Source organism: Pseudomonas sp. NPDC096950 (genome assembly GCF_044762525.1).
Classification (GTDB): Bacteria; Pseudomonadota; Gammaproteobacteria; order Pseudomonadales; family Pseudomonadaceae; genus Aquipseudomonas.
Genome location: NZ_JBIWEL010000025.1, coordinates 74,541 through 91,391, shown reverse-complemented (window position 1 = coordinate 91,391; position 16,851 = coordinate 74,541). Strand labels below are relative to the sequence as shown.

The 16,851-nt window shown below is 60.1% G+C and carries 13 protein-coding genes; all 13 read left to right on the top strand.

What is annotated here, in order from left to right:
• The first annotated feature begins 287 nt into the window (after positions 1–287).
• The 13 genes from dksA (at position 288) to ACIQY3_RS28280 (ending at position 16,748) form a co-directional block, all read left to right on the top strand.
• A complete protein-coding gene (dksA, locus tag ACIQY3_RS28340; RefSeq protein ID WP_007902025.1) occupies positions 288–728 on the top strand; it encodes an RNA polymerase-binding protein DksA in 441 nt (146 codons plus the stop codon).
• A 204-nt stretch (positions 729–932) separates the two neighbouring features.
• Positions 933–1,823 carry a tRNA glutamyl-Q(34) synthetase GluQRS gene (gluQRS, locus tag ACIQY3_RS28335; RefSeq protein ID WP_403026395.1) on the top strand — a complete coding sequence of 297 codons (891 nt, stop codon included), beginning with the start codon at positions 933–935 and terminating at the stop codon, positions 1,821–1,823.
• Between the two features lie 77 nt (positions 1,824–1,900).
• A complete protein-coding gene (locus ACIQY3_RS28330) occupies positions 1,901–2,077 on the top strand; it encodes a hypothetical protein (protein ID WP_003176118.1) in 177 nt (58 codons plus the stop codon).
• Positions 2,061–5,015, top strand: a complete 2,955-nt coding sequence (locus ACIQY3_RS28325; RefSeq protein ID WP_161807681.1) for a sensor histidine kinase — start codon at positions 2,061–2,063, stop codon at positions 5,013–5,015. The genes ACIQY3_RS28330 and ACIQY3_RS28325 overlap by 17 nt, the downstream gene beginning before the upstream one ends.
• 22 nt (positions 5,016–5,037) lie before the next feature.
• Positions 5,038–6,474 carry a sigma-54-dependent transcriptional regulator gene (locus tag ACIQY3_RS28320; protein WP_403026393.1) on the top strand — a complete coding sequence of 479 codons (1,437 nt, stop codon included), beginning with the start codon at positions 5,038–5,040 and terminating at the stop codon, positions 6,472–6,474.
• 736 nt (positions 6,475–7,210) lie between these two features.
• Positions 7,211–8,611: a polynucleotide adenylyltransferase PcnB gene (locus ACIQY3_RS28315; protein ID WP_403026390.1), complete on the top strand. Its 1,401-nt coding sequence runs from the start codon at positions 7,211–7,213 to the stop codon at positions 8,609–8,611.
• Between the two features lie 3 nt (positions 8,612–8,614).
• On the top strand, positions 8,615–9,106 hold the full coding sequence (folK, locus tag ACIQY3_RS28310; protein WP_403026387.1) for a 2-amino-4-hydroxy-6-hydroxymethyldihydropteridine diphosphokinase: 492 nt from the start codon (positions 8,615–8,617) through the stop codon (positions 9,104–9,106).
• Between the two features lie 355 nt (positions 9,107–9,461).
• Positions 9,462–10,262: a 3-methyl-2-oxobutanoate hydroxymethyltransferase gene (gene panB / locus ACIQY3_RS28305; protein WP_403026384.1), complete on the top strand. Its 801-nt coding sequence runs from the start codon at positions 9,462–9,464 to the stop codon at positions 10,260–10,262.
• Positions 10,259–11,119: a pantoate--beta-alanine ligase gene (gene panC, locus ACIQY3_RS28300; RefSeq protein WP_403026381.1), complete on the top strand. Its 861-nt coding sequence runs from the start codon at positions 10,259–10,261 to the stop codon at positions 11,117–11,119. Before panB ends, panC begins: the two co-directional genes overlap by 4 nt.
• 197 nt (positions 11,120–11,316) lie before the next feature.
• Entirely contained in the window at positions 11,317–11,697 is a 381-nt protein-coding gene (gene panD / locus ACIQY3_RS28295) for an aspartate 1-decarboxylase (protein ID WP_123596690.1), read from the top strand.
• 228 nt (positions 11,698–11,925) lie between these two features.
• The gene (pgi, locus tag ACIQY3_RS28290; protein ID WP_403026376.1) at positions 11,926–13,590 is read left to right on the top strand and encodes a glucose-6-phosphate isomerase; all 1,665 of its coding nucleotides are present in this window, start codon (positions 11,926–11,928) and stop codon (positions 13,588–13,590) included.
• A 199-nt stretch (positions 13,591–13,789) separates the two neighbouring features.
• On the top strand, positions 13,790–15,727 hold the full coding sequence (gene acs, locus ACIQY3_RS28285; RefSeq protein ID WP_403026373.1) for an acetate--CoA ligase: 1,938 nt from the start codon (positions 13,790–13,792) through the stop codon (positions 15,725–15,727).
• 148 nt (positions 15,728–15,875) lie between these two features.
• On the top strand, positions 15,876–16,748 hold the full coding sequence (locus ACIQY3_RS28280; protein WP_403026370.1) for an oxygenase MpaB family protein: 873 nt from the start codon (positions 15,876–15,878) through the stop codon (positions 16,746–16,748).
• The last annotated feature ends 103 nt before the right edge of the window (positions 16,749–16,851 follow it).

The following is a 16,851-nucleotide window of genomic DNA, read 5'->3' as shown; positions in this document are numbered from 1 at the left end:
GGAACGAGGGAGAACCTAAAGCGGTCAGAGCCGTATAACCGGGGCTGCAAACGACTCAAGCGAGTGTCTCAGGTTTGACTAAAATCAATATTTGATCAGGTCTCCAGCACCACCAGACAAGGCTTTGCAATCATTTGCAAGCACCGTGAGCCACTACCGCGACATCCGGGAGTAGCGCGGTCCGTTTTGATCTGGTAAGTTCGCCCGCTTGCAGCCGCAGGGCCGGCAGGTGTCGGTGATGGAGCAATCCTGCGCAATGGATTACAAGAGTAGAGGCGGTCCATTTCATGCCCACCCAAGCAAAGCAGCAAAACCAGTCGATCAGCGGCTTCGAACCCTACAAAGAAGTTAAGGGCGAGGAGTACATGGGCAAGCCCATGCGCGCTCACTTCACCAAGATCCTGAATAAGTGGAAACAGGACTTGATGCAGGAAGTCGACCGCACGGTTGATCACATGAAAGACGAAGCGGCCAACTTCCCTGACCCGGCAGATCGTGCCAGCCAGGAAGAAGAATTCAGCCTTGAATTGCGCGCCCGCGACCGTGAGCGCAAGTTGATCAAGAAGATCGACAAGACGCTGCAATTGATCGAAGACGAAGAATATGGCTGGTGCGAGTCCTGCGGCGTCGAGATCGGCGTCAAGCGACTGGAAGCCCGCCCTACCGCCGACATGTGCGTTGACTGCAAGACCCTGGCGGAAATCAAGGAAAAGCAAGTCGGCAAGTAATCTCGACTTGAACGAAAAACGGAGCGTGCGAACGCTCCGTTTTTGTTTCCGCAATTTGCCCCGGCGCTGGCCCCCTGTGGGAGCGGGCTTGCTCGCGAATGCGGTGGGTCATACAGCTTAAATGTTGACTGACCCACCGCTTTCGCGAGCAAGCCCGCTCCCACAGGGTGGCCGGCGTACGACCCGACGACGTAACATCACTCCATGACTGCCACTGCTCCCTACATCGGCCGCTTCGCCCCCACGCCCAGCGGTCACTTGCACTTCGGTTCGCTGGTCGCCGCCCTGGCTTCGTACCTCGACGCGCGCTCGGTGGGTGGTCGTTGGCTGATGCGCATGGAAGACCTCGACCCGCCACGGGAAGAGCCCGGCGCCCAGGCCGCGATTCTCAAGGCGCTGGAAAGCTACGGGTTCGAGTGGGATGGTGAACTGGTCCGTCAGAGCGATCGTCACGACGCCTACGCCGAAGTGCTCAATCGCCTGTTCAATCATGGCCTGGCCTACGCGTGCACCTGTTCGCGTAAACAACTGGAGCCGTATCACGGCATTTATCCGGGCCTGTGCCGCAATGCCGGGCATGGCACTGATGACTCGGCAATCCGCCTGCGTGTGCCGGAACTGGAATATCACTTCATTGACCGAGTACAAGGCGAGTTTCGCCAGCATCTGGGTCTTGAGGTCGGGGATTTTGTGATTCGCCGGCGGGACGGGCTCTACGCGTATCAACTGGCCGTGGTGCTGGATGACGCCTGGCAAGGCATCACCGATATCGTGCGCGGTGCCGACTTGCTCGACTCCACGCCACGCCAGCTCTACCTGCAAGAACTGCTCGGCCTGTCACAACCGCGTTACCTGCATGTGCCGCTGATCACCCAGCCGGACGGTAACAAACTCGGCAAATCCTACCGTTCGCCACCGCTGGCCGCTGACCAGGCTACGCCGCTGTTGCTGCGAGCACTACGGGCGCTGGGGCAGAACCCCGGCAGCGAATTGACTTACGCCACGCCACGGGAAGTGCTGAATTGGGGCATTGCCCACTGGGATGCCGCACAGATCCCGCGCACACTGGCGCTGCCCGAAGCGCAGCTGCAGTGATGGCACTTGCAGTCGCGCCGCCATCCGTTACCATCGCCGCACGTTTTCGGGCACGCGCATAAAAAAGAGAGGCCGGGATGTACATCTATCGCTTGGTCCTGCTTTTGGTAGTGGGTATTTACCTGTTCTCCCCGGCCATCATGGATTGGTGGATCGACGCCACTGGCGCCTGGTATCGCCCTTATCTGCTCTGGCTGATTCTGATCGTCGTGACCTTCATCCTGCAGAGCCAAAAAGATGCCGATGAGCTTTAGCCTGACCCAGATGATCCTGATCAGCGCCGCGTACCTGGCGGTGCTGTTCGGCGTCGCCTGGATCAGCGAACGGGGCATGATCCCCCGGGCGATCATTCGCCACCCGCTGACTTACACCTTGTCGCTGGGGGTCTACGCCAGTGCGTGGGCGTTTTATGGCACGGTCGGCCTGGCCTATCAGTACGGCTACGGCTTTCTTTCCAGCTATCTGGGCGTGTCCGGTGCATTCCTGCTAGCGCCGGTGTTGCTGTACCCGATCCTGAAAATCACCCGCACCTATCAACTGTCGTCGCTGGCGGACTTGTTCGCCTTCCGCTTCCGCAGTACCTGGGCCGGCGCGCTGACCACGATCTTCATGCTGATCGGCGTCCTGCCGCTGCTGGCGTTGCAGATACAGGCCGTGGCCGACTCCATCGGCATCCTGACACGCGAACCGGTGCAGCACCGCGTGGCCCTGAGCTTCTGCGCGCTGATTACCCTGTTCACGATTTTCTTCGGCTCGCGGCATATTGCGACCCGGGAAAAACACGAAGGCCTTGTCTTCGCGATTGCCTTTGAGTCGGTGATCAAGCTGATCGCCATCGGCGGCGTTGGCCTGTATGCGTTGTACGGCGTGTTCGATGGTCCGCAACAGCTCGAATTGTGGCTGCTGCAAAACCAGACCGCCCTCGCCGCGTTGCACACGCCGTTGCAGGAAGGCCCGTGGCGTACGCTGTTGCTGGTGTTCTTCGCGTCGGCGATTGTGATGCCGCACATGTATCACATGACGTTTACAGAAAACCTCAACCCGCGTTCACTGGTCAGCGCGAGTTGGGGCTTGCCGCTGTTCCTGCTGCTGATGAGCCTGGCGGTGCCGCTGATTCTCTGGGCCGGGCTGAAACTCGGCGCGACCACGAATCCGGAATATTTCACCCTCGGCATCGGCATCGCCGCCAACAGCAAGGCTTTGGCGCTATTGGCTTACGTCGGTGGTTTGTCGGCGGCCAGCGGTTTGATCATCGTCACCACCCTGGCGTTGTCCGGGATGGCGCTCAACCATTTGGTGCTGCCGCTGTATCAGCCGCCCGCCGAAGGCAACATCTACCGCTGGCTGAAGTGGACCCGCCGGGCGCTGATCGTCGCGATCATCATGGCCGGTTACGGTTTCTACCTGCTGTTGGGCGCGGAGCAAGACCTGGCCAACCTCGGCATCGTCGCGTTCGTCGCCACGTTGCAGTTCTTGCCGGGGGTTCTGTCGGTCCTTTATTGGCCGACCGCCAACCGTCGCGGCTTCATTGCCGGTCTGCTGGCGGGGATTCTGGTGTGGATGGTGACCATGCTGATGCCACTGGTGGGCAATCTGCAGGGTTTCTACATTCCGCTGTTGAACATGATTTACGTGCTCGATGACACCAGTTGGCACATGGCGGCAATTGCCTCGCTGGCCGCCAACGTGCTGATGTTCACGCTGATTTCGCTGTTCACCAACGCCAGCCCGGAAGAGGCCAGTGCCGCCGAAGCCTGCGCCGTGGACAACGTGCGGCGCCCGCAACGCCGGGAACTGCACGCCGCCTCGCCCCAGGAATTCGCCACGCAACTGGCCAAACCCCTCGGCGCCAAGGCTGCGCAGAAAGAAGTCGAGCAGGCCCTGCGCGATCTTTATCTGCCATTCGACGAGCGTCGGCCTTACGCCCTGCGCCGTTTGCGTGACCGTATCGAAGCCAACCTCTCCGGCCTGATGGGGCCGAGCGTCGCCCAGGACATGGTCGAAACCTTCCTGCCTTATAAGGCCGGCGGGGAAAACTATGTGACGGAAGACATTCACTTCATAGAAAGCCGTCTCGAGGATTACCACTCGCGCCTCACCGGCCTCGCGGCTGAACTCGATGCCTTGCGTCGCTACCACCGCCAGACCTTGCAGGAACTGCCGATGGGCGTTTGCTCCCTGGCCAAGGATCAAGAGATCCTGATGTGGAACAAAGCCATGGAAGAACTGACCGGGATCGCCGCCCAACGCGTGGTCGGTTCGCGCCTGAGCACCATTGGCGATCCGTGGAAAGAATTACTCCAGGGCTTTATCAACCTGCCGGACGAACACTTGCACAAACAGCACTTGGCGCTTGATGGCCAGACCCGCTGGCTGAACCTGCACAAAGCCGCGATCGATGAACCGTTGGCACCGGGCAACAGTGGCCTGGTGTTGCTGGTGGAAGACTTGACCGAAACCCAGATGCTCGAAGACAAACTGGTGCACTCCGAACGCTTGGCGAGTATTGGCCGACTGGCGGCGGGCGTGGCCCACGAAATCGGCAACCCGATCACCGGCATCGCCTGTCTGGCGCAGAACCTGCGCGAAGAGCGCGAGGAAGACGCCGAGCTGACGGAAATCAGCGGGCAGATTCTGGAGCAGACCAAACGCGTGTCGCGCATCGTGCAGTCGTTGATGAGCTTCGCCCACGCCGGCAGTCACCAGCACAGCGACGAGCCCGTCTGTCTGGCCGAAGTAGCCCAGGATGCCATCGGCTTGCTGGCCCTGAACCGGCGCAATTTCGAAGTACAGTTCTATAACCTGTGCGACCCCGATCACTGGGTCGAAGGCGATCCCCAGCGGCTCGCCCAGGTCCTGATCAACCTGCTCTCCAACGCCCGCGACGCCTCGCCGCCCCACAGTGCGGTGCGAGTCAAAAGCGAAGCCGGCGAACACACGGTCGATCTGATCGTGGAAGACGAAGGCAGCGGAATTCCGAAGAACATCATGGATAGATTGTTCGAACCTTTCTTCACCACCAAGGATCCTGGCGAAGGCACCGGTCTGGGCCTTGCACTGGTCTATTCCATCGTTGAAGAGCATTATGGACAAATCACCATCGACAGCCCGGCTGATGTACAAAGCCAACGCGGCACCCGTATCCGGGTGACCTTACCGCGTCATGTCGAAGCGACGTCCGCTGTGAACTGAGACCGTCGAGAGTATCGAATCAATGCCGCACATTTTGATCGTCGAAGACGAAACAATTATCCGCTCCGCCTTGCGCCGCCTGCTGGAACGTAATCAGTACCAGGTCAGCGAAGCCGGATCCGTGCAGGAAGCACAAGAGCGTTTCAGCATTCCCACGTTTGACCTGATCGTCAGTGACCTGCGCCTGCCTGGCGCACCGGGCACTGAACTGATCAAGCTTGGCCAGGGCACTCCGGTGCTGATCATGACCAGCTACGCCAGCCTGCGTTCGGCCGTCGATTCCATGAAGATGGGCGCGGTGGATTACATCGCCAAGCCTTTCGATCACGACGAAATGCTCCAGGCCGTCGCGCGGATCCTGCGCGATCGCCAGTCGGCCCCTGCCGCCGGTGAGCCACTGGTTGGCAAAGCCGCCAATGGCGCAGCGAAACCGGGCGTCGATAACAGCAACGGCGAGATCGGCATCATCGGTTCCTGTCCGCCGATGCAGGACCTGTACAGCAAGATCCGCAAAGTCGCGCCTACCGATTCCAACGTCCTGATCCAGGGCGAGTCCGGCACCGGTAAAGAACTGGTGGCCCGCGCCCTGCACAACCTTTCCAAACGCGCCAAGGCACCGATGATTTCGGTGAACTGCGCGGCCATTCCGGAAAGCCTGATCGAGTCCGAACTGTTCGGCCACGAAAAAGGCGCGTTCACTGGCGCCAGCGCCGGGCGTGCCGGTCTGGTGGAAGCAGCGGACGGCGGCACCTTGTTCCTCGACGAAATCGGCGAACTGCCACTCGAAGCCCAGGCCCGCCTGCTGCGCGTGTTGCAGGAAGGTGAAATTCGCCGGGTCGGTTCGGTGCAGTCGCAGAAAGTCGACGTACGCCTGATCGCCGCGACTCACCGGGACCTCAAGAGCCTGGCGAAGATCGGCCAGTTCCGTGAAGACCTTTATTACCGTCTCCACGTGATTGCCTTGAAACTGCCGGCCCTGCGCGAGCGCGGTGCGGACGTCAACGAAATCGCCAATGCGTTCCTGGCGCGCCAGAGTGCGCGGGTCAACCGCACCGACCTGAAGTTTGCCCCGGATGCCGAGCAGGCGATTCGTCACTACACCTGGCCGGGCAACGTCCGTGAGCTGGAAAATGCGGTCGAACGCGCGGTGATCCTGTGCGAGAGCCCGGAAATTTCCGCTGAGCTGCTGGGCATCGACATCGAACTGAGCGATCTGGACGATGACGACTTCATCGGCCTGCCCCCACAACAGGGCAACGCCGCCGGTAACAACAGCCATGAGCCGACCGAAGACCTGTCCCTGGAAGACTACTTCCAGCACTTCGTCCTCGAGCATCAGGACCTCATGACCGAAACCGAACTGGCCCGCAAACTCGGGGTCAGCCGCAAGTGCCTGTGGGAACGTCGCCAACGCCTGGGCATTCCACGGCGCAAAACCGGGGTCGCCAGCGAAAGCTGAACGTTACCTGTAGGGTGTGCGGGTAACGCGTGACAAGGTGGAAAAACTGTTACCCCAGTCTTTTCACGTAACAGAAGCCGGGGCTTACGGTAACGAAGCCCCGGTTTTTTTGGGCCCGGAAAAACCTCATAACGCGGCCTAACCCCTTGTTTTGCTGGGCCTCGCAAAAGTTGGCACGCACCCTGCTATATGCTTAGTACAAAAACAATAACAAGCTATGCACAAGACAATAAAAATAAGACGAATCGACTCACGCACAATAAAAACAAGACGGCGAGAGGCGCAGCTAACTGATTCTTTTGGAGAGGCGTTGTATTTGGGGCTTGCCCCACGACCAGGCCGAGAACAACAAAAACTGTCCTAAGACAGAGCCTGAACTGGTTGGATCGCAAGATCACTGCAACACAGCGACCAAAGCAATCCGTTTGCTCTTGGCTCCCGATTGGGAGGGTCATGAAGGAAAAACTTCATGGCGAGGGCACTTAACAAAAACAAAAAGCCCGAAACCAATAATAAAAATAGAGCATGCAACTACTTCTTGGGGAGCTTCGGCTCCCCTTGTAGTTTCTGCGATTTGATCATCCCGCCCCGTTTTCCTGGCTTTTCCCTTGTAGCTTGCGGCTTGCAGCTCATATCTGCTGTGTCCTACACCATCCCCCGACTAAATGCTAGAATCCCGGCCCATCATGCGGTCATTCTTCGTTATGGCCGAACATTCCTTCAAACAGTGCATCCCATGCTGAAGAAGCTGTTCCAGTCATTCCGTTCGTCCAAGCGTCATACGCAACACATCCGCAGCACGCCTGAAGTGCTCAACAGCGGCCAACATTCGCTGCAGAAGGCGCAATTCAGCCGCTACGCGGTGAATATCGTTGAACGCCTGCAGAACGCCGGTTACCAGGCTTACCTGGTCGGCGGCTGTGTGCGTGACATGATGCTCGGCATCACGCCGAAAGATTTCGACGTCGCCACCAGCGCCACCCCTGAACAAGTACGGGCCGAATTCCGCAATGCGCGGATCATCGGCCGTCGTTTCAAACTGGTGCACATCCACTTTGGTCGCGAAATCATTGAAGTCGCGACCTTCCGCGCCAACCATCCGCAAAACGATGAAGAGGAAGACAGCAACCAGTCTTCCCGCAACGAGAGCGGGCGCATCCTGCGCGATAACGTCTACGGCACCCTGGAAGAAGACGCGCAACGCCGCGACTTCACCATCAACGCCTTGTATTACGATCCGGTCAGCGAGCGCATCCTCGATTACGCCAACGGCGTACACGACATCCGCAATCACCTCATCCGCCTGATCGGCGACCCGAAGCAACGCTACCAGGAAGATCCGGTACGGATGCTGCGGGCCGTGCGCTTCGCCGCCAAGCTGAATTTCGGTATCGAAAAACACAGCGCCGCGCCGATCCGCGATCTGGCGCCGATGCTGCGCGAGATTCCGTCGGCTCGTCTGTTCGAAGAAGTGCTCAAGCTGTTCCTCTCCGGCCACGCCGCGGACACCTTCGAGATGCTGGTCGACCTGCAGTTGTTCGATCCGCTGTTCCCGGCCAGTGCCGAGGCGCTGGAATACAACCCGACCTACACCCACACGCTGATCAGTGAAGCGCTGATCAACACCGACCTGCGGATCAAGCAGAACAAACCGGTGACCCCGGCGTTCCTGTTTGCAGCGTTGTTGTGGCCTGCCCTGCCGGCCCGCGTATTGCGTCTGCAAGAGCGCGGCATGCCGCCGATTCCGGCGATGCAGGAAGCGGCGCACGAGCTGATTGCCGAGCAGTGCCAGCGCATTGCGATTCCGAAACGCTTTACCATGCCGATCCGCGAGATCTGGGACATGCAGGAGCGTCTGCCACGCCGTAGCGGCAAGCGCGCCGACCTGTTGCTGGACAACCCGCGGTTCCGCGCCGGTTACGACTTCCTGCTGTTGCGCGAAAGCGCCGGCGAGCAGACCGATGGCCTGGGCGAATGGTGGACGGATTATCAGGACGCCAACGACAGCGAACGTCGCGACATGATCCGCGACCTCAGCGGCAAGGATGACGGCACCGGAGCTCCACGCAAACGCCGTCGCAGCGGTGGCGCCAAGCGCAAACGCGCCGCCGGCGCACCGAGCACCACGGGCGAGTAAGTCATGGAACGCGTCTACATCGGCATGGGCAGCAACCTGGCTGACCCCGCCGAACAGTTGCGCAGCGCCGTCGAGGCGCTGGCGCGGTTGCCGCAAACCGAACTGGTCGGGGTATCGGCGTTTTACCAAAGCGACTCGTTGCTGCCCGGCCAACCGCGCTACACCAACGCCGTCGCCGCCCTCGACAGCCGCCTCGCGCCGCTGGACCTGCTCGATGCGCTGCAAGCCATCGAAAACGGCCAGGGTCGCGAGCGTCTTGAACGTTGGGGGCCGCGCACGCTGGACCTGGATATCGTGCTGTTCGGCGATCGCCTGATCGACGAACCTCGCCTCAAAGTCCCGCACTACCACATGCAGGAACGCGCCTTCGTCCTGTATCCACTGGCCGAACTGGCGCCGGCGGACCTGCGATTGGCGGATGGCCGGGCCCTTGGCGAATTGCTTGCAGCGTGCCCGTTCGTCGGCCTCGAACGCATTCCCCAAGCTTCACACTAATCCCCTGTGGGAGCGGGCTTGCTCGCGAATGCGGTGTATCAGTCGACATCTCTGTTGAATGACACACCGCATTCGCGAGCAAGCCCGCTCCCACATTGGTTATGCAGTGTCACAAAAATCTGCTGAATCGCATCAGTTACCCCGGTAACACCACACACGTAACAATGCGGTAACACACACAATTGACTTCCCGAGTCCTCCTCACGACTATAGGCGTCCCGCTGCCGCCAACGCGGCGCTAAAGGGCGCAATCCAGGCCTTATAAGCACGACAAAAGACCGTGCGCCTGAGTAAATGAAGAATCACGCGCGTTACTCGCAGTAGTTTCCATAGCGCCTGAACGAGGATTTTTTACATGCCAGCCATCACCCTGACCACGCTCCAGAGCCTCAAGCAGAAAGGTGAAAAAATCACCATGCTGACCTGCTATGACGCGACCTTCGCCCACGCCTGCAATGAGGCCGGTGTCGAAGTGCTGCTGGTGGGCGACTCCCTCGGCATGGTTTTGCAAGGTCACGACAGCACCCTGCCCGTTACCACCGCTGAGATGGCCTACCACGTGGCCGCCGTCAAACGCGGCAATGCCGACGCCCTGATCCTCGCCGACCTGCCGTTCATGGCCTATGCCACCACCGAACAAGCCATGACCAACAGCGCCCTGCTAATGCAGGCCGGTGCGCACATGGTCAAAGTGGAAGGCGCCTTGTGGCTGGCGGACTCGATCCGCCTGCTGGCCGAACGCGGCGTGCCGGTGTGCGCGCACATGGGCCTGACCCCGCAATCGGTCAACATCCTGGGCGGTTACAAAGTCCAGGGCCGCAGCGAAAACCAGGCGCGGCAGATGCGTGCCGACGCCATCGCCCTGGAACAGGCCGGTGCTGCCATGTTGCTGCTCGAATGCGTCCCGAGTGAATTGGCTGAAGAAATCACCCAAGCCGTGGGTATTCCGGTGATCGGCATTGGCGCCGGCAGCGGCACCGACGGCCAGGTACTGGTGCTGCACGACATGCTCGGCCTGTCGATCACAGGCCGCGTGCCGAAGTTCGTGAAGAACTTCATGGCCGGGCAAGTCAGCATTCAAGCGGCACTCGGCGCTTACGTCACTGAAGTCAAAGCGGCGACTTTCCCAGGCATCGAACACGGATTCTCTGCATGAACACCGTCAAAACCGTCCGCGAACTGCGGGCTGCCGTCGCCCGTGCTCGCGGCGAAGGCAAACGCATCGCCTTCGTCCCGACCATGGGCAACCTGCACAGCGGTCATATCGCGCTGATTACCAAAGCCTCCCAACGGGCGGATTTCGTGGTCGCGAGCATCTTCGTCAACCCGCTGCAATTCGGCGCCGGCGAAGACCTCGACAAGTACCCGCGCACGTTGGCGGCGGATCAGGAAAAACTGCTTCAGGGCGGCTGCCACCTGCTGTTCGCCCCGACCGTCGAAGAAATGTACCCCGACGGCATGGCCGGCCAAACCCGCGTCAGCGTTCCGCAACTGTCCGAAGGCCTGTGCGGCGCCAGCCGTCCGGGGCATTTCGAAGGCGTGGCGACGGTGGTCAGCAAGCTGTTCAACATGGTCCAGCCGGATTTGGCGATCTTCGGCCAGAAAGACTTCCAGCAACTGGCGGTAATTCGCGCGCTGGTGCATGACCTGAACATGCCGATCCAGATCATCGGCGAACCGACCGTCCGCGCCACCGATGGCCTGGCGCTGTCGTCGCGCAACGGTTTCCTCAGCGAAGAACAGCGAGCGACCGCGCCTGTGGTCTATCGCACGCTGTCGTCGATTGCCGATGCGATTAAACAGGGTGATCGCGATTATCCGGCGCTGATCGAGGCGCAGATTAAACAGCTTGAAACGGCTGGATTGCGTCCTGATTACCTGGAAATCCGCCATGCCGTGACGTTGCGTCAGGCCACTGCGCAAGATCGGGATTTGGTGGTTCTGGTGGCGGCGTTCCTCGGGACGACGCGGTTGATCGACAACCTGCACCTGAACCTCGACGCGTCCGCCTAAACACCGCAATCCCCCTGTGGGAGCGGGCTTGCTCGCGAAAGCGGTGTGTCATTCAACAGAGATGTCGACTGATACACCGCTTTCGCGAGCAAGCCCGCTCCCACAGTGGGTTTTGTGGTGGCTTCCAGAGCGTATTGCCGCCCTCAAAGCCTTCGGGCAAACTGCCCGCCGTTCGATTCCGACCTGGGGAAACACTCATGCACGCCATCATGCTCAAGGCCAAGCTGCACCGCGCCGAAGTCACCCACGCAGTTCTTGATTACGAAGGTTCTTGCGCCATCGACGGCGAATGGCTGGACTTGTCCGGCATCCGTGAATACGAACAGATCCAGATCTACAACATCGACAATGGCGAGCGCTTCACCACCTACGCCATTCGAGGCGAAGACGGTTCGGGCATCATTTCCGTCAACGGCGCTGCGGCGCACAAGGCCAAGGTCGGTGATCGGGTGATCATTTGCGCCTACGCCCACTACAGCGAAGCCGAACTGCTGAACTTCAAGCCGCGCATGCTCTATATGGCGCCGGGCAATGAGCTGAGCCACACCAGCAATGCCATTCCGGTTCAGGTTGCCTGACAGCGCGCCCCTTCCGTTTGTCGGGGCGTTTCCCGTTTGAATGTTAAAAAAGTACAGAAAACGAGTCATACAAAGCGAAGACAGATCCGCACGCGAGGTTTACTGTTACCGCCCTGCGCTATTTAATCGTCTCCAAGCAGATTGCCCGCAATCTCCCACCCAGCGGTCGGGACGTTCCGGGATCTTCAGTGTCTTAAAGGCAGTTCAAGTAAAAGGAAAATCGCAGCGATGGCGTACTACCGCACTCCTCACGACGTTACCGCTCTGCCCGCCTGGCAAGCGTTGAAAGACCACCGCCAAGCCATGCAGGATTTCAGCATGCGCGAAGCGTTCAATGCCGACCCGCAGCGCTTTACCCAATTCACCCTCAGCAGCTGCGGTCTGTTTCTCGATTATTCGAAGAACCTGATCAACGCCGAGACCCGCAATCTGCTGGTGGGCCTGGCCAACGAAGTCGACCTCAAGGGCGCGATCAAGTCGTTGTTCGAAGGCGAGATCGTCAACTCCTCCGAAGGCCGCCCGGCACTGCACACCGCATTGCGCCGCCCGGTGGGCGACAAGTTGTCGGTCAACGGCGTCAACGTGATGCCGGAAGTGCACAAAGTGCTGAACCAGATCACCGACCTCGTGGGCCGTATCCACGATGGTCTGTGGCGCGGTTACACCGAGAAGCCGATCACCGACGTGGTGAACATCGGCATCGGTGGCTCGTTCCTCGGCCCTGAGCTGGTGTCCGAAGCACTGTTGTCCTACGCCCAGAAAGGCGTGCGCTGCCATTACCTGGCAAACATCGACGGCAGTGAGTTCCATGAACTGACCATGAAGCTGCGCGCCGAGACCACGCTGTTCATCGTCTCGTCGAAATCCTTCAACACCCTTGAAACCCTGAAGAATGCCCAGGCCGCTCGCGCCTGGTACCTGGCCCAGGGTGGTTCGGAAGCCGAGCTGTATCGTCACTTCATCGCGGTCTCGAGCAACAACGCCGCGGCTGTGGCCTTCGGCATCCGCGAAGAGAACATCTTCCCGATGTGGGACTGGGTCGGCGGGCGTTACTCGCTGTGGTCCGCCATCGGTTTGCCGATCGCCCTGGCCATCGGCATGTCGAACTTCAAGGAACTGCTGTCCGGTGCCTACACCATGGACCAGCATTTCCAGAGTGCTCCGTTCGACCAGAACATGCCGGTGCTGCTGGCGTTGCTCGGTGTCTGGTACGGCAACTTCTGGGGCGCGCAAAGCCACGCGATCCTGCCGTACGACCACTACCTGCGCAACATCACCAAGCACTTGCAACAGCTGGACATGGAATCCAACGGCAAGAGCGTGCGCCAGGACGGCACGCCAGTGTCCACCGATACCGGCCCGGTGATCTGGGGCGGCGTGGGCTGCAACGGTCAGCACGCTTATCACCAGTTGCTGCACCAGGGCACCCAGCTGATTCCGGCCGACTTCATCGTGCCGATCGTCAGCTTCAACCCGGTGTCCGACCACCACCAGTGGCTGTACGCCAACTGCCTGTCGCAAAGCCAGGCGTTGATGCTCGGCAAGACTCTGGCCGAAGCTGAAACCGAGCTGCGCGACAAAGGCCTGAGCGAAGAAGAAGTGCACAAACTCGCGCCGCACAAGGTGATCCCGGGTAACCGTCCAAGCAACACCCTGGTGGTCGAGCGCATCAGCCCGCGTCGTCTGGGCGCACTGGTGGCAATGTACGAACACAAAGTCTTCGTGCAAAGCGTGGTCTGGGGCATCAACGCCTTCGACCAGTGGGGCGTGGAGCTGGGTAAAGAGCTGGGCAAAGGCGTCTACAACCGTCTGGTCGGCAGCGAAGAAACCCCGGCTGACGATGCTTCGACCCAAGGCCTGATCAACTACTTCCGCGGTCGTCACCGCGGTTGATCTGACGCCACACTGCAACACCCCCTGTGGGAGCGAGCCTGCTCGCGAAGGCGGAGTGTCATTCAACAGATAAGTTGACTGACCTACCGCATTCGCGAGCAGGCTCGCTCCCACAGTTGTTTTAGGGCATGACTTGAACCCGCTGGGCACTCGGCGCATCTTTATGACTTGTTTACCAAAACAAGAATAAGGAACCGTCATGTTCGATATCAGCACGTTCCCCAAAGCCGATGCCGTACGCCGGGCAGCCAACCTGAGTCAGGACGACTACCAGCGTCTCTACCGACAATCCATCGAACACCCCAGCACTTTCTGGGCCGAACAGGCCACGCGCTTCCTCGACTGGAGCACACCGTGGCAAACCGTCCAGCGCTATAACCTGAAAACCGGCGAAGCCAGCTGGTTTGCCGGGGGCCAGCTGAACGTCAGTTACAACTGCATCGACCGTCATCTGGAAAAACGTGGCGATCAGATTGCAATCATCTGGGAAGGCGACGACCCCGCCGAATCCGCCCAGATCACCTACAAAAAACTCCACCACAACGTCTGTCGCCTGGCCAACGTGCTGAAAAGCCGTGGTGTGAAGAAAGGCGATCGCGTGTGCATTTACATGCCGATGATTCCCGAAGCGGCCTACGCCATGCTCGCCTGTACGCGGATTGGCGCGGTGCATTCGGTGGTGTTCGGCGGTTTCTCACCGGACTCCGTGCGCGACCGAATTCTCGACGCCGACTGCCACACCGTGATCACCGCCGATGAAGGCGTGCGCGGTGGCAAATTCGTGCCGCTCAAAGAGAAAGTCGACAAGGCGCTCGAGAGTTGCCCGAAGGTCAGTACGGTGATCGTGGTCGAGCGCACCCAGGGCGAAGTGAACTGGGTCGAAGGCCGGGACATCTGGTATCACCAAGCCCTGCGCGATGTCAGCGACGAGTGCCCGCCGGAACCGATGGACGCCGAAGACCCGCTGTTCATCCTCTACACCTCCGGCAGCACCGGCAAACCCAAAGGCGTGCTGCACACCACCGGCGGCTATTTGCTGCAAGCGGCGATGACCTTCAAATACGTGCTTGATTACCGCGACGACGAAGTCTTTTGGTGCACCGCTGACGTCGGCTGGGTCACCGGCCACAGCTACATCGTCTACGGCCCGCTGGCCAACGGCGCGACAACGCTGATCTTCGAAGGCGTGCCGAGTTACCCCACCAGTTCACGCTTCTGGCAAGTCATCGACAAGCACCACGTCAACATCTTCTACACCGCACCGACCGCCCTGCGCTCGCTGATGCGTGAAGGCCCGGAGCCGTTGAAGGAAACGTCCCGCGAAAGCCTCAGACTTCTCGGCAGTGTCGGTGAGCCAATCAACCCGGAAGCGTGGGATTGGTACTTCAACGTCGTGGGCGAACAGCGTTGCCCGATCGTCGATACCTGGTGGCAGACCGAAACCGGCGGCATCATGCTCAGCCCATTGGTCAGCGCCCAACGCATCAAACCGGGCTGCGCCACGCAGCCGATGTTCGGCGTGCAACCGGTGTTGCTCGATGAAGTGGGCAAGGAAATCAAAGGTGCCGGCAGCGGTGTGCTGGCGATCAAATCCAGTTGGCCGGCGCAGATCCGCAGTGTCTACGGCGACCCGCAACGCATGGTCGAAACCTACTTCAAGCCCTACCCCGGCTACTACTTCACCGGCGACGGCGCGCGGCGCGACGAGGACGGCGACTACTGGATCACCGGGCGTATCGACGATGTGATCAACGTTTCCGGGCACCGCATCGGCACCGCCGAAGTGGAAAGTGCCCTGGTGCTGCACGACAGCATCGCCGAGGCCGCGGTGGTCGGTTACCCCCACGACGTCAAGGGCCAGGGCATCTACGCCTTTGTCACGCCCATGAACGGATCCGAACCCAATGATGAACTGAAGAAAGAACTGCTGGCCCACGTCAGCAAGGAAATCGGCAGCTTCGCCAAGCCGGACCTGATTCAATGGGCGCCGGCCTTGCCGAAAACCCGTTCGGGCAAGATCATGCGGCGGATACTGCGCAAGATTGCCTGTAATGAACTGGATAGCTTGGGTGACACGTCGACCCTGGCTGATCCGAGTGTGGTGCAGGAGTTGGTCGATAAACGCCTGAATCAATAACATCCGGACTTGGAACGCCCTGTAGGAGCTGCCGAAGGCTGCGATCTTTTGATCTTCATTTTCAAGATCAAAAAATCAAAAGATCGCAGCCTTCGGCAGCTCCTACAGGGGCACTCCAGGTCCGCCTTTTTTTCGCCACTGAGTCGCCATGGAATTCATCCGTACCCGCATCGAAACCCAGCTCATGAGCCTGACCGGTCTGTCCTTGGGCAACCTCGACCTGGAGAACCCCAAGGGCGATCCCGGCCTGTTCGGTCCAGAGTCCATGAGTTGGCAAGTGCATGGTGATTTCAGCAGCATGTTGATCGGCGGCATCAGTGCGTTGATGCTGCAAGCCTTGCATCCACTGGCCTTGGCCGGGGTCTGGGATCATTCGAATTTTCGCGAAGACATGATCGGCCGCTTGCGCCGCACCAGTCAGTTCATCTCCGGGACGACGTTCGGTTCGCGCAAGGACGCCGACTGGCTGATCGAGAAAGTGCGCACCATTCACCTGCAAGTGGTCGGCACTGCGCCGGATGGTCGGTCGTACGCCGCCAGCGATCCCGACTTGCTGACCTGGGTGCACGTGGCCGAGGTCAGCCACTTCCTCGCGGCGCATCTGCGTTATCGCAATCCGCATTTGTCCCTGGCGGATCAGGACCGTTACTACGCGGAAATCGCGGTGATCGCCGAGCGTCTGGGCGCCCGTGATGTGCCGCACAGCCGTAAGGAAGTGGCCGAATACCTTGAGCAAATCCGCCCTCAACTGCTGTGCGACGAACGCAGTCGCGAGGTGTTGCGATTGCTGCTGAATGCGCCCGCCCCCAGTCGTCTGGCCAAACCGTTTGGCGGTTTGATGATGCAGGCAGGGATCGACCTGCTGCCGGATTGGGCGAGTGACATGCTCGGCGTCAGCCAAACCCCGCTGCAACGCCAGTTGATCCACGCCAGCGTCAAGCGCAGTGCGCCGATGCTGCGCTGGGCGATGAGGAATGGCTCGGTGCAGCGGGCCAAACGGCGGATGGGGTTGTTGACCTAGGACGCGCTTAAAAGCTTCGCGAGCAAGCCCGCTCCCACATTTGAAATGCATTCCCCTGTGGGAGCGGGCTTGCTCGCGAAGGGAGCACCGCGGTCTCACGCCA

What these genes read in the sequence shown, in the direction of transcription:
- panC (WP_403026381.1), top strand. Translation starts at nt 10,259, where the DNA reads ATGAACACCGTCAAAACCGTCCGCGAACTGCGGGCTGCCGTCGCCCGT.
- gluQRS (WP_403026395.1), top strand. Translation starts at nt 933, where the DNA reads ATGACTGCCACTGCTCCCTACATCGGCCGCTTCGCCCCCACGCCCAGC.
- panB (WP_403026384.1), top strand. Translation starts at nt 9,462, where the DNA reads ATGCCAGCCATCACCCTGACCACGCTCCAGAGCCTCAAGCAGAAAGGT.
- ACIQY3_RS28330 (WP_003176118.1), top strand. Translation starts at nt 1,901, where the DNA reads ATGTACATCTATCGCTTGGTCCTGCTTTTGGTAGTGGGTATTTACCTG.
- pgi (WP_403026376.1), top strand. Translation starts at nt 11,926, where the DNA reads ATGGCGTACTACCGCACTCCTCACGACGTTACCGCTCTGCCCGCCTGG.
- folK (WP_403026387.1), top strand. Translation starts at nt 8,615, where the DNA reads ATGGAACGCGTCTACATCGGCATGGGCAGCAACCTGGCTGACCCCGCC.
- panD (WP_123596690.1), top strand. Translation starts at nt 11,317, where the DNA reads ATGCACGCCATCATGCTCAAGGCCAAGCTGCACCGCGCCGAAGTCACC.
- ACIQY3_RS28325 (WP_161807681.1), top strand. Translation starts at nt 2,061, where the DNA reads ATGCCGATGAGCTTTAGCCTGACCCAGATGATCCTGATCAGCGCCGCG.
- ACIQY3_RS28320 (WP_403026393.1), top strand. Translation starts at nt 5,038, where the DNA reads ATGCCGCACATTTTGATCGTCGAAGACGAAACAATTATCCGCTCCGCC.
- ACIQY3_RS28280 (WP_403026370.1), top strand. Translation starts at nt 15,876, where the DNA reads ATGGAATTCATCCGTACCCGCATCGAAACCCAGCTCATGAGCCTGACC.
- acs (WP_403026373.1), top strand. Translation starts at nt 13,790, where the DNA reads ATGTTCGATATCAGCACGTTCCCCAAAGCCGATGCCGTACGCCGGGCA.
- ACIQY3_RS28315 (WP_403026390.1), top strand. Translation starts at nt 7,211, where the DNA reads ATGCTGAAGAAGCTGTTCCAGTCATTCCGTTCGTCCAAGCGTCATACG.
- dksA (WP_007902025.1), top strand. Translation starts at nt 288, where the DNA reads ATGCCCACCCAAGCAAAGCAGCAAAACCAGTCGATCAGCGGCTTCGAA.